A 13,060-nucleotide genomic window follows, 5' to 3' on the forward strand; every position below is an offset into this window, starting at 1 on the left:
GTGGAAACTTGTGCGATACAATCGCTCGTTAATTGGTTAATATTGAAAATTATAGCCCCCGCTTACGCATCATGTACGCACGCGCGGGGGCTACAAAGGTAGTGCTTTTCAGCGAATCTGCAAAAAATCAGCCGTTTATTTCCGGCGGACCGCCTGCCGGGGCTTGTTGTCGGGCGTCAGCGGACTGTCGTCCTCCAGTTCCTCCAGCAGCACGTCGGCCACCCGGATGCCGGTGATCCCGCCGTCGGTATAGTTCAGGTCTTTGTAATTCCTGTAAACGTAGTCGCTGACGGCCACCTTGTAGGAACTGCCCTCGCGCAGCTTCGGGAAACGCACGTCGAGCGCGTTGTCCTGCGCGTCGGTCACGATGACATAAGGCGTCGTCGAGATCAGGTCGATGCGGCGGGCCTCCTTGCGGTTCTCCTCGTCGTTGTATTTCGAAACGATCATGCGCCGCATGTCGGCGGGCGTCATCCGCATCACGGCGATCTCGGTGCCGAACGGCTCCAGGTCGTAGATTTTCGCCAGGCCCACGCCCCCCGCCGGGATCGAGTCGAGGCGCACGCCGCCGATGTGGTAGAATCCGATGTCGGCATCCGTCTCGTCGGCCACCGCCCCGGCCATCCAGTTGGCCAAGCCCCATTTATCGGCCGTCCCGGCGAACTCGCCCACGGGTTTGTTCAGTTGCGGATCGGCATAGTAGCGGTCCACCTCGGCCTGATAAGCGGCGTCGGGCGCATAACCGTCCAGCGGCACGATCCGGCAATCGATGTCCACAACCTTCTTTCCGCGGAGCTTTATCACCGTAACGCCCACATTGGCCAGGTTCTTCCCGGTCTGGGTCAACAGCGTGCCGTTGACCACCGTGTCGCGCAGTACGTGGGTGTGTCCGCCGATCACCGCGTCGAACAGCGTCTCCTTTCCGAGCAGCTCCTCGTCGCGGTCGTCGCCCATGTGCGACACCAACACCAACACGTCCACCTTCGGCCGCAGTTCGGCGGCATACTTCATCGCCATCCGCTGCGGGTCGGGAAACTCCAGCCCTTCGAAGCTCGCGGCGTTGCCCGCAGGATGCCCGGGCCCCTCGTAGTTGGTCACCACGCCGACGAACCCGATGCGAACGCCGTCCTCCTCGATCACGACATAGGGCGGCAGCTGCGGAAAGGTGCAGGTGTCGCTCACGACGTTGGCGCAAACGACCTCGAAATCCATGCTGTCGATCATACGTCCCAGAAACGCCTGCCCGTGGTCGAACTCGTGGTTGCCGAGCGTCGCCACGTCGTAGCCCAGCCGGTTCATCAGGGCGATCATCGGCATTCCGGGCGTGGCGGCCATGTCCACATAGGCGTTGCCGGTCCAGCGGTCGCCGGCATCGACCAGCACCACCAGCTGCGCCGTATCGCGGCACGCCCCGACTGCCGCAGCCAACTGCGGAAAGCGCTGAATCTTGGCGTGCATGTCGTTCGTCGACAGCACGACGAGGGTCCGCTCGCGGGGAGCGCAGGCCGCAGCGACCGCCGCAACGACGATCAGCAGCGTTCGAAACATTCTTTTCATATAGTCGACACTGTTTTTCATTTGGACGAAGATTTGTCAAAAGTACAAATTTTTCCTATCTTTACCTACCATTATTTGTGAAAATCCATTATGCCAGACATCATCAAAGTCATCTGTGAAAACCTCGGCACCGAGGTCGACGTCCCGATGGGAACCCCGCTGTCGGAGGTCGCCAAACGCCTGACGCCCGGACGCTATCCGTTCCTCGCCGCGTTCGTCAACAACCGCCTCAAAGAGCTCAGCTACAAGATATACGCCCCCGTCACGATCCGCTTCGTCGACATCACCTCGTTCGCCGGCATCCGGGTCTACCAGCGCACCGCGTGGTTCCTGCTGCAAAAAGCGGTCCGGGACCTCTACCCCGGGCAGACGCTCCACATCCGTCACTCGCTGGGGCACAGCGGCTTCTACTGCGAGATCGAGGGCATCGACGAATTCACCGCCGACGATGCCGCGCGGCTGCAGGGACGCATGCGCGAACTGGCCATGCGCAACCTGCCCATCACCCGCGAGCGGATGCTCACGAGCGAGGTGCGCGCCCGCTATGCCGAGGAGGGTTTCACCGACAAGGTGGCGCTGCTGGACACCCGACCGCGGCTTTACAGCCAGCTCTACACGCTCGACGACACGGTGGGTTACTTCTACGGTTCGCTGGCCCCCTCGACGGGTTACGTCACGCTCTTCGACATCCAGCCCTACTACGACGGCTTCTACCTCGCCCTGCCGCTGCGCACGGCTCCCGACACGCTCCACAGGAACGTCCAGCAGGAGAAGATGTTCGGCATCTTCCAGGAGTACCAGTCGTGGGTCACGCTGATGGGCGTTCCGACGATCGGGGAGGTCAACGCCCGCACCCTCGCGGGCGACGCCGGAGGCATGATCAAACTGGCCGAGGCGTTCCACGAACGCAAGTTCGCCTGGGTCGCCGACACCATCCACGACGCCGTCGTCAGCCGCGGCATCCGCATGGTGCTCATCTCGGGCCCGTCGTCGAGCGGCAAGACCACCTCGGCCAAGCGGCTGGGCATCGAACTCGGCGTGCTGGGACTGCGCCCGGTGATGATCTCGCTCGACGACTACTTCGTCGACCGCGAGAAGACTCCGCTCGACGAGAACGGCGACTACGACTACGAAGCGCTCGAAGCCATCGACCTCGAACTGTTCAACGACCACCTGCGCCGGCTGATCCGCGGCGAGAGCGTCGACATCCCGCGCTACGACTTCATCACGGGCCGCCGCATGCAGCACGACAACCCGCTGACGCTCGACGAGCGTTCGATCCTCATCATCGAGGGCATCCACGGCCTGAACCCGCGGCTGACGCCCTCGATCCCCGACTCGCAGAAGTTCCGCATCTACATCTCGTGCTTCACGTCGGTGGCGATGGACAACCTCTCGCGCATCGCCACCACGGACAACCGCCTGCTGCGCCGCCTGACGCGCGACTACCGCCAGCGGGGCGCCGACGCGCTCTCGACGCTCTCGCGCTGGGCCTCGGTGCGCCGCGGGGAGGAGAAACACATCTTCCCCTACCAGGAGAACGCCGACGTGATGCTCAATTCGTCGCTGTTCTACGAGATTTCGGTGCTGCGGCCCTTCGCCGAGAAGATCCTGCGCGAAGTCCCCGACACGGTTCCCGAGTACGACGAGGCGCGGCGGATGCTCAAATTCCTCGACAACTTCATCCCCATCCCGCCCGACGAAATCCCGCCCACGTCGATCCTGCGCGAGTTCATCGGCGGCAGCAGCTTTAAGTACTGACCCCGCACGGAACGGGCCCCGGCACGATTGTTCGCCGGGGCCCGATTTTTTTTATCCGGATCGCTGCACGAATTCTGATTGATTTTCCTATCTTTGCGACGTGCGGTCTGTGAGGGCCGCCGGCATACGAACGATAAAAAAGCGCATCGGCTTTTATCTTACTCACGAAAATTAGGCACTTTCGTAACCAAGTAAGAGATTAAGGTTGGTGCTCTCGCTGTTTTTCAGCGTGAGCATTTATCTGTAATTCTACTTGGTGGGTCGCCTAATACCTCGTGAGTGGATTCGGAAAATCTGCTCACGCCTTTTTTTCGTATGCCCGTGAAAGACTAACCCTTAAATCAAATGAATATGAACGGTTGTTTGAACATTCTCTGGCATTTTCCATTCTTCGGATTCCTGTTCGCGTTTTTTTACGCGTTGTTCGGTGCGATTCTGTGCTGCACGGTGGTGCTCTATCCCGTGGGGCTCGGATTTTTCCAGATCGCACGGTTTCTGCTCACGCCCTTTTCGTCGGCGCTGGTCACCCGTAAGGAACTCGACCTGGTGCGGCCCGAAGAGCGCAGCACGGCCGCCGCGGCCTTTTCGACCGTCATCACGATTCTCTATTTCCCTTTCGGACTGATCGCCGCCGCAGGAGCGCTGTTCGCCATGATCGGGGAGTTTCTGAGCATCATCGGCATTCCGTGCGGCATCGTCTGGTTCAAGGCTCTGCCCGCGATCTTCATGCCCGTCGACAAGATTTGCGTTCCGAAGGCCGTGGCCGACGAAATCGCGCGCATCAAGGCCGGCGACACCGTCCGGCGCTACAAAGGCGAAACCGGAGAGCCGGAGCCGCATTCGGCAGAGCGTCATTTCACGGAGGACCCCGGCGAAACGCTTCCCCCGATGCCCGAGGTGCGGCAGTACGACGACGAAAAACTGCACGAAATCGTCTCCGACGCCGCGATGTACCGGGCCTCGCTGGTCGAAGAGTGCCGCCGGGAGCTGGAGATCCGCAGCCGGAGCGCGGAGTTCACGGCGCAGGTCCGGGCGATGGACAACGACAAATTGCACGAGGTGCTCGCCAGTCCGCAGCTCTACGCCGAGGAGCTGATCTACGCCTGCACGCTGGAACAGAACGAACGGCGTCGCGTATGGCGTGAAGAGCAGGCGAAAGAGGAGGAGAAGCTCCGTCTTCGGCGCGAGCAGGAGGAGAAGGCGGCGGCGGAACGGCGGACCGCCCTGTGGAAGAAAAACCGGCCGTATCTCTTTGCAGCCTTGGCCGTTCTGATTCTGGTCGGCGCCGGCATCAAGTATCATAATTACCGCAAAGAGCAGGTGCGATTGGAACAAGAGCGCATCGCAGCCGAAGAACGGCGCATTGCCGAGGAACGGCGCGCCGAGGAGCAGCGCATCGCCGAACAGAAACAGGCCGAAGCGGAACGAATTGCGGCGGAGAAACGGCGCAAAGAAGCAGAGCGTCTGGCTGCCGAACGGCAACAGCAGGCAGAAGCGCAGCGCAAAGCGGACCGGGAACGCCGGGAAGCGGGATACTACAAACCCGGCGAACTTTATGAAAAAGACGGCGTAAAAGGCGTCGTTTTCACCGCGAACGGTACGCACGGCCAGTATATCCGGTTAAAACAAGGCCGTTCTATGCCTTGGTCTACAGCAAACAGAGAAGGGAATCTTCCCTCTATGGACGAGATGAAAGAAATATATCGCCTGCTCAAAACTCTGAATCTTACGCTGAAACAAGCACACGGCGATTGCATCGAAGGAAGCTACTGGCTCAGCGGACGCAGAAACGGCATCGTGTGGTTTTGCAATATGGAGGCAACTTCCTGGGAAACCCATAACTGTACGGAATACGACGTGCGTTCAAAACCGTACGTAAAAAATGCGCTATGGATCAAGTCGTATTGATTCCCGGACAGCTCCGGTGCAATAGTTTTCAGCACTGACCTTCCGACGCGAAGCCACGCATCTTTTTCCGCCGAAACTTTTTTCGGCGGATTTTTTTGTACGTCCGCTCCGTTTGTCTTACATTTGTACGAATAAAGCCCCCGAAAGCTAAAATATCGTAACTTAATCCCTCCATATTCGTATGTTCGACAAGTTTTCCGAACGCCATATCGGCGTCAGCAACGAAAAAGACCTGAAAGCCATGCTCGACGTGATCGGCGTGAAATCGACCGACGAGCTCATCGCGCAGGTCATTCCGCAGTCCATCCGTCTCAAAAAACCGCTGGCCCTGCCCGCCGAGGGGATGAGCGAATATGAATTCGCCGCCCACATCCGCGAGCTGGCCGACCGCAACCACCCCCTGCGTTCGTTCATCGGCATGGGCTATTACCCCTCGGCCGTTCCGGCCGCCGTGGCGCGCAACGTTTTCGAAAATCCCGCGTGGTACACCTCCTACACGCCCTATCAGGCCGAAATCTCGCAGGGCCGCCTCGAGGCGCTGCTCAATTTCCAAACCGCCGTGATCTCGCTCACGGGCATGGAGATCGGCAACTGCTCGCTGCTCGACGAGGGCACCGCCGCCGCCGAAGCCATGAGCATGATGTTTTCGCTGCGGTCGCGCGAGGCCGTCAAGGAGGGCCGCAACCAGCTCTTCGTCGACCGCAACATTTTCCCGCAGACGCTCGACGTGCTGCTGACGCGCAGCGAACCGTTCGGGATCGAACTGATCGTCGACAACTACGACGAATACGAATTTACGGGCCGGGAGTTCGGCGCCATCGTACAATATCCGGCCGCCGACGGCTCGGTGCGCGACTATGCCGACTTCACCGCCGCGGCGCACGCCCGGGGCGTGCTCGTCACGGCCGCTGCCGACCTGCTGTCGCTGGCCCTGCTGAAAGCCCCCGGGGAGTGGGGCGCCGACATCGCCGTGGGTTCGGCGCAGCGCCTCGGTACGCCGATGGGCTTCGGCGGTCCCGCCGCGGGTTACATGACCACGCGCGAAGCCTACAAACGCAACATGCCGGGCCGCATCATCGGCGTTTCGGTCGACCGCCTGGGCAACAAGGCCCTGCGCATGGCGCTGCAAATGCGCGAACAGCACATCAAACGCGAACGCGCCACGTCGAACATCTGCACCGCCTCGGCGCTGATGGCCTCGATGACGGGCTTCTACTGCGTCTACAACGGCCCCGAGGGGCTGCGCCGCGCCGCCGAGACGGCCCATTTCGCCGCCGCGACGGTAGCCCGCGCGCTGGAGGCGATGGATTACCGCCTCACGTCGAAGGAGTTCTTCGACACGCTCGAAGTCGAAGCCGAAGCCGCCGTCGTGCAATCGCTGGCCCTCGAGCAGGGCATCAACTTCTACTACCCCTCCGAGGGTTCGGTGCGCATGTCGTTCGACGAGGTGACCACCCCGGCGGAGATCGAGACCGTCGCGGGCATCTTCGCCGCGGCCAAAGGCAAGAAAGCCAAGGCGGTAAAGGCCGTCACCGAAAGCTGCATCCCGGCCGACCTGCGGCGGAAGTCGGGCTACCTTCAGGAGCCGGTCTTCAACGCCTACCGTTCGGAAAGCGCCCTGATGCGCTACATCAAAAAGCTGGAACTGAGGGACATCTCGCTGGCCAACTCGATGATCTCTTTAGGGTCCTGCACCATGAAGCTCAACGCCGCGGCGCTCATGCAGCCGTTGTCGCTGGCGGGCTTCCAGAACATGCACCCCTTCGCCCCGGCGGACCAGGCCGAGGGCTACCTGCAGCTCATCGCGGAGCTGGAAAAGGACCTGGCGACGATCACCGGCTTCGCGGCCTGCTCGCTGCAACCCAACTCGGGCGCCGCAGGCGAGTACTCGGGACTGATGGTGATCCGCGCCTACCACCAGAGCCGCGGCCAGGGCTACCGCAACGTGGTGCTGATCCCGGCCTCGGCCCACGGCACCAACCCGGCGTCGGCCGCGATGGCGGGCATGAAGATCGTGACGGTGGCATGCGACGCCAACGGCAACATCGACGTGGCCGATCTCGAGGCCAAGGCCAAGGAGTACTCCTCGGAGCTGTGCGGCCTGATGGTGACTTATCCCTCGACGCACGGCGTCTTCGAAAGCCGCATCCGCGAGATCGTGGACGCCGTTCACGATGCGGGCGGACAGGTCTACATGGACGGCGCCAACATGAACGCGCAGGTGGGACTGACGAATCCCGGCTACATCGGGGCCGACGTCTGCCACCTCAACCTGCACAAGACGTTCGCCATGCCCCACGGCGGCGGCGGTCCGGGCGTCGGCCCGATCTGCGTCGCGGAGCATCTCAGGGCGTTCCTGCCCTCGCATCCCATCGTAGCCACGGGCGGCGACGAGGGCATCACGGCGGTCTCTTCGGCCCCGTGGGGTTCGGCGCTGCTCCTGCCGATCACCTACGGATACATCAAAATGCTGGGGGCCGACGGACTGCGCAAAGCCACCGAAATGGCCATCGTCAACGCCAACTACATGTCGGCGGCGCTGGCTTCGGAATACCGCACCTACTATTCGGGCGAGACGGGCCGCGTGGGCCACGAGATGATCCTCGACCTGACGCATTTCAAAAAGGACTACAACATCGACTGCGGAGACATCGCCCACCGCCTGATGGATTACGGTTTCCACGCCCCGACGCTCTCGTTCCCCGTGCACGAAACGCTGATGGTCGAGCCGACCGAATCGGAGCCCAAGGAGGAGATGGACCGCTTCATCGAGGCGCTGGTGCAGATCAAACGCGAATGCGAGGCTGCCGCCGGCGAAGCGGACAACGTGGTGGCGAACGCACCCCACACGGCCCGCGAGCTGGCCGGGGAGTGGACGCACCCCTACTCGCGCGAGCAGGCGGCGTTCCCGCTCCGGTGGATCGGCGAGTCGAAATTCTTCCCCTACGTGTCGAAGATCGACAACGGCTACGGCGACCGCAACCTCTGCTGCCGCAACTGCGAATGACGGCAATATCCGGCATGAAAAACGGCGGCGACATCGACATCGCCGCCGTTTTTATTCGCTGCGGCACAATTATTTCATGCGATTATTTGGCAACTCGTCGTGAAGAACGTATCTTTGCATACTTATCCCGTCGTCGTTTCAACGAAACGAAGCATGCTTTGCATCGTAAGCCCCTCCCGAGGGAGGGGTTTGGGGTGGGGTCAGATATGCAAACGACGCCGCAGGCGGCGAGAACGGCGGCCAAGAGCAAGATAAGATACAACAATTTAATACACATTTAGTTAGCATGAAAGTAGAACAGAACAAAATGGTCGGCGTAGACTACAAGCTCACCGTCGACGGACAGATCGCAGACCAGTCGCGTCCGGGCCAGCCGCTCGAATTCATCGTCGGGACGGGCATGCTGCTCCCCAAATTCGAGGAGGCTCTTCTGGGCAAGGAGATCGGCGAATCGGTCGCGTTCACCCTCGAGCCCAAGGACGGCTACGGTGAGATCATCGCCGAGGCAGTCGTCGACCTGCCGAAAGATATATTCATGGTGGACGGCAAACTGGCCGAGGATATCCTCTTCGTCGGCAGCCAGGTCCCGATGAGCGACGCCCAGGGCAACCGCATGATGGGTATCGTCCGGGAGGTCGGCGACACGACCGTGAAGATGGACTTCAACCACCCGATGGCGGGCAAGACGCTCAACTTCGAGGTAGACGTGGTTTCGGTGCGCGACGTGACGCCCGAGGACCTGCAGGGCGGCTGCTCGTGCGGCGAATGCGGGGACGGGTGCGGCGAAGGCTGCGGCGACCACGACGGACACTGCAACTGCCAGGCGTAAGACGCAGGCGTAACGCCTGTTTTAGGGTGCAACCGAAAGCCGGAATGCTTTCCTGCTCCCAACTGAACAAGCACCACCGATAACGAAGCCGGACCCGAGGGGCCCGGCTTCGTTATCGGATTTTTTCGTAACTTGCGCCGTCTCCGACAGGCCGGACGACGCTAAAATCCGATCCGCGCGACGTGTTTACCCTTCGTCAATACCTGCTCACCCTCTCCGACTCCCGCGGCCTGACACGCACGCTGGGCGAGGTGGAGCTATGCCTGGACGAACGGGGCCGGCCCCGTTACAGCGTCGGCAATTCGGCCGTCGTCTTCCGCATCCGCCGCAACGGGTGCATCCGTTCGCTGCGCTGCTACCTGCGCAAAATGCGCCACCTGCGGGAGATTTACGGCGACAAACTGCTGGAAAAAGAACTTTTCCTCTACACCTCGTCGGAAACGGGCGTCTGGGTCGACGCGGTTCTGGGCGACTGGATCGAGGGCGTGACCCTGCACGAAGCGGCCGCCGAAGCGACTCTCGCACGCGACACGGCAAAGCTCCGGAGCCTTGCGGAGTCGTTCGACGCCCTGGCCGCCGGCATGATCGCCGACGACTGCGCCCACGGCGACCTGAAACCCGCGAACATCATCGTCGGCCGGGACCGGAAACTGCATCCGATCGACTTCGACGCCACATTTCTGCCCGCCTTCGCCGGAGAGGCGAGCCCCGAACTGGGCACGGCGGCCTACCAGCATCCGGCGCGCACGGCGGCGGATTTCAACGAACGGCTCGACGACTACCCCGCAGCCCTGATCTCCACGGGCCTGCACGCACTGGCCGAGGACCCGACGTTCTGGGACCGCTACGGCACCACCGACGGCCTGCTGTTCTCGCCCCGGAAGATTCCCGGCGACCCGGCCTACCGCGAAGCCCTCGCCCTGTTCGAACGCCGCGGCAGGGCCGTGCAATACCGTGTGGCGCAACTGCTCTGCGCCCCGTCGCTGCAACTTTTCGGACTTGCGGAGCTGCTGCGCGAAGCGGTCCGGCAGGCCGGCGAACAACAACCTGCGACCGACGAAAGCACGCCGGAACTGTTCGTCGAAAACGGCCGCTGGGGCTACCGCACGCCGCAGCGGATCGTCATTCCGCCGCTCTACGACAGCGGCTTCGACTTCACCGAAGGGCTGGCCGCCGTCCTGCTCGGCGGCACGTGGCACTACATCGACACCACGGGCCGGACCTGCCTGAGTTTCCCGGAGTGCGAAGCCGTGAAACCCTTCCGCAACGGCCGGGCGCAAGTCGTGCGCAACGGCTGCCGAATCGGAATCGACCGCGCAGGAAACGAGCGCCCCGTTGCGGAAAACGAGTTTGCTATTTAGACGCAAATCGCTATATTTGCATTCAAAACTCCTCAGGCTAATGACATCATTCCGGAAATTGACCCCCGCGGAGGTCGCCGCACTCGAATCCCTCGGCAATTCGGCCGAAGATTGGACAAAAGTGCTGGTCGCTCCCGATTTCGAACCGTTCCAACTGCACCAGAGCCACCTGGAAGGGTGCGTCGAAATCGCCCGGGGCGCCCGCATCATCCGTTCGCGGGTGGCCAACTACCGCATCGGCGAAGCGTCGCTCGTCGAGGGCGTCACGGCGCTCGAATGCCGCCGCCGCTCGGCCTTCGGCAACGGCACGGGCGTCGCCACGATGAACGAATGCGGCGGCCGTACGGTAAAAATATTCGACGCGATGTCGGCGCAGGTCGCCTACATAATGGCCGTCTACCGCCACCGGCGGAAGACCATTGCGGCGCTTGAAAAGATGGTCGACGAATATGCCGGGGAACGTTCGTCGGAGATGGGCGAAGTGGGCCGCGGGTGCCGCATCGTCGGCGCGCGCTTCATCCGCGAGGTCCGCATCGGCAACGACGTGGAGATCGACGGCGCGTCGATCCTCGAAAACGCCACCCTCTGCGACGGAGTCCGCATCGGCGTCGATGTCAAAGCCTACGACACCATCGCCGCCGAATGCGCCGTCATCGGCAACGGCTCGATCGTCGAACGCTGCTTCGTCGGCGAGAGCTGCCGGCTGGACAAAGGCTTCACGGCGGCCGAATCGCTCTTCTTCGCCAATTCGCACTGCGAGAACGGCGAGGCCGCCTCGATCTTCGCAGGCCCCTACACCGTCTCGCACCACAAATCGTCGCTGCTCATCGCCGGCATGTTCTCGTTCTTCAACGCCGGGAGCGGCTCGAACCAGAGCAACCACCTTTTCAAAAGCGGCGCCGTGCACCAAGCGGTGCACCTGAGGGGCTGCAAGTTCGCCTCGAGCGCCTACATCATGTCGCCGGCCCTCGAAGGGGCCTTCACGATGGTCATGGGGCACCACTCCTACCACCACGACACCTCGGCGTTCCCCTACTCGTACCTGATCGAGAAAGAGGGGCACTCCCACCTGATGCCGGGCGCCAACCTCACCAGCTTCGGCGCCGTGCGCGACATCGAGAAATGGCCCTCCCGCGACCGCCGCACGGTCTGCCGCGACATCATCAACTTCGAAGAGTACAACCCCTATGTCGCAGGCGCCATGCTCGAGGCCGTGAACATCCTCCACGAACTCGAAGAGCGCGACCCCGACGCCCAGGTATACACATACAACAAGGCCATCATCCGCGCCACGGCACTGCGCCGCGGACTGAAGCTCTACAACAAGGCCATCGTGGCGGCGTTGGGGGCGATGCTCGGCAAAGGCGGCTTCGACCCGCACTACGACGGCAGCGGCCGCTGGCTCGACCTGGCCGGACAGTACATCACCCGCCGCGAGGTCGCGGCGATCCTCGACGCCGTGGACCGCGGCGAGCTCACGACGCCTGCGGCCGTGGACAACCGCTTCCGGGTCTTCGCCGTCCACTACGACGACTACGCCCACAGCTGGGCCGTGCAGGTCTACGCCTCGATGCTGGGCCACACGCCGACGGCCGGGGAGCTGGACGACGCCGTCGCCGCAGGCCGCAACGCCCACGAAGCGATGCGCCGCACCACCGACGCCGACCGCGACCGCGACTGCTCGCTCGACATGGCCGTCAGCTACGGCCTCGACTGCGACAACGACGACGACCGGCGCGAGGACTATTACACGGTCCGCGGACTGAAATAATTCGAACTATGTACATACAGAGCATCACACGCACCCACCGCACGGCTTTCATCTTCGTCATCGACGGCTCGGGGTCGATGGCCGAGAAAATCCGCTTCCGCGGACGGCTGATGACCAAGGCCGACGCCGTGGCCACGATCACCAACGGCATGCTGTTCGAGCTGATCGAGCGGGCGCGCCGCAGCGACGGCGTCCGCGATTACTACGACATCGCCGTACTGGGCTATTCGGGCGACGACGAAGTCTACTCCCTGCTTCCGGGCGGACGGGAGGTGATCTCCGTGGCGGAACTGGCCGCCGGAGAGCCGCCGCTGAAGACCGAAATCGTGGAGTACCGGCTTCCCGACGGCAGCAACGCCCTGCGCGAAATCTCGACCCCGGCGTGGGTGGAGCCCGAGGCCGCCGGGCAGACCCCGATGTGCGAAGCGCTGCGCCGCGTGCGCGACATCGCCGCGGCGTGGTGCGCCGACCCGGCCCATGCGGAGAGTTTCCCGCCCATCGTCTTCAACATCACCGACGGCGAGGCCACCGACTGCGACAACAGCGAACTCTGCGCCGTGGCCGAGCAGATCAAAGCGCTGCGCACGGCCGACGGCAACGTGCTGCTCGTGAACATCCACATCGCCGCGGGCGACACCCCGCGGACGGTCTTCTTCCCCTCGGAGGAGGAGGCCGGCTACCCCAACCGTTACGCCGCGGTGCTCTACGACTGTTCGAGCCCCATGCCCGAGGTGTTCAACGAAGCGATCCGCGAAGCCAAGGGCCCCGGAGCCCTGCCGCCGTTCCGGGGCATGAGCTACAACGCCTCGGCCGAACAGCTTATCACGATGCTCAACATCGGTTCCATCAGCGTAAAAACCGAATGA

9 protein-coding genes are annotated in these 13,060 nt (G+C 62.6%); 8 read left to right on the forward strand and 1 reads right to left on the reverse strand.

Going from position 1 to position 13,060, the window contains the following annotated elements:
* Positions 1-135: 135 nt before the first annotated feature.
* Positions 136-1,578: a bifunctional metallophosphatase/5'-nucleotidase gene (locus BLU78_RS10415; RefSeq protein WP_010265201.1), complete on the reverse strand. Its 1,443-nt coding sequence runs from the start codon at positions 1,576-1,578 to the stop codon at positions 136-138.
* A 69-nt stretch (positions 1,579-1,647) separates the two neighbouring features.
* Between BLU78_RS10415 and BLU78_RS10420 the strand changes: the two genes are divergently transcribed.
* From BLU78_RS10420 to BLU78_RS10455, 8 genes are all read left to right on the forward strand, one after another.
* The gene (locus BLU78_RS10420) at positions 1,648-3,318 is read left to right on the forward strand and encodes a nucleoside kinase (protein ID WP_010265203.1); all 1,671 of its coding nucleotides are present in this window, start codon (positions 1,648-1,650) and stop codon (positions 3,316-3,318) included.
* A gap of 351 nt (positions 3,319-3,669) precedes the next feature.
* The gene (locus tag BLU78_RS10425) at positions 3,670-5,226 is read left to right on the forward strand and encodes a YccF domain-containing protein (RefSeq protein WP_231290948.1); all 1,557 of its coding nucleotides are present in this window, start codon (positions 3,670-3,672) and stop codon (positions 5,224-5,226) included.
* Between the two features lie 181 nt (positions 5,227-5,407).
* Complete coding sequence (gcvP, locus tag BLU78_RS10430; protein WP_010265211.1) at positions 5,408-8,233, forward strand: aminomethyl-transferring glycine dehydrogenase; 2,826 nt, start codon at positions 5,408-5,410, stop codon at positions 8,231-8,233.
* Positions 8,230-8,514, forward strand: coding sequence for a hypothetical protein (locus tag BLU78_RS10435; RefSeq protein ID WP_010265214.1), 285 nt, complete (start codon positions 8,230-8,232; stop codon positions 8,512-8,514). The genes gcvP and BLU78_RS10435 overlap by 4 nt, the downstream gene beginning before the upstream one ends.
* Positions 8,515-8,519: 5 nt before the next feature.
* The gene (locus BLU78_RS10440; protein WP_010265216.1) at positions 8,520-9,062 is read left to right on the forward strand and encodes an FKBP-type peptidyl-prolyl cis-trans isomerase; all 543 of its coding nucleotides are present in this window, start codon (positions 8,520-8,522) and stop codon (positions 9,060-9,062) included.
* A 182-nt stretch (positions 9,063-9,244) separates the two neighbouring features.
* Positions 9,245-10,423, forward strand: a complete 1,179-nt coding sequence (locus BLU78_RS10445; protein ID WP_010265218.1) for a WG repeat-containing protein — start codon at positions 9,245-9,247, stop codon at positions 10,421-10,423.
* Positions 10,424-10,463: 40 nt separating this feature from the next.
* Positions 10,464-12,194 (forward strand): DUF4954 family protein, encoded by a 1,731-nt coding sequence (locus BLU78_RS10450; RefSeq protein ID WP_010265220.1) that lies wholly within the window; start codon positions 10,464-10,466, stop codon positions 12,192-12,194.
* Between the two features lie 8 nt (positions 12,195-12,202).
* On the forward strand, positions 12,203-13,060 hold the full coding sequence (locus tag BLU78_RS10455; RefSeq protein ID WP_010265223.1) for a hypothetical protein: 858 nt from the start codon (positions 12,203-12,205) through the stop codon (positions 13,058-13,060).

Origin of the sequence: Alistipes timonensis JC136, assembly GCF_900107675.1 — a bacterium.
Classification (GTDB): Bacteria; Bacteroidota; Bacteroidia; order Bacteroidales; family Rikenellaceae; genus Alistipes; species Alistipes timonensis.

Bases quoted from the DNA above. Each gene is read 5' to 3' on its own strand.
- BLU78_RS10415 (WP_010265201.1), bottom strand. From the start codon at position 1,578: ATGAAAAACAGTGTCGACTATATGAAAAGAATGTTTCGAACGCTGCTG.
- BLU78_RS10420 (WP_010265203.1), top strand. From the start codon at position 1,648: ATGCCAGACATCATCAAAGTCATCTGTGAAAACCTCGGCACCGAGGTC.
- BLU78_RS10425 (WP_231290948.1), top strand. From the start codon at position 3,670: ATGAACGGTTGTTTGAACATTCTCTGGCATTTTCCATTCTTCGGATTC.
- gcvP (WP_010265211.1), top strand. From the start codon at position 5,408: ATGTTCGACAAGTTTTCCGAACGCCATATCGGCGTCAGCAACGAAAAA.
- BLU78_RS10435 (WP_010265214.1), top strand. From the start codon at position 8,230: ATGACGGCAATATCCGGCATGAAAAACGGCGGCGACATCGACATCGCC.
- BLU78_RS10440 (WP_010265216.1), top strand. From the start codon at position 8,520: ATGAAAGTAGAACAGAACAAAATGGTCGGCGTAGACTACAAGCTCACC.
- BLU78_RS10450 (WP_010265220.1), top strand. From the start codon at position 10,464: ATGACATCATTCCGGAAATTGACCCCCGCGGAGGTCGCCGCACTCGAA.
- BLU78_RS10455 (WP_010265223.1), top strand. From the start codon at position 12,203: ATGTACATACAGAGCATCACACGCACCCACCGCACGGCTTTCATCTTC.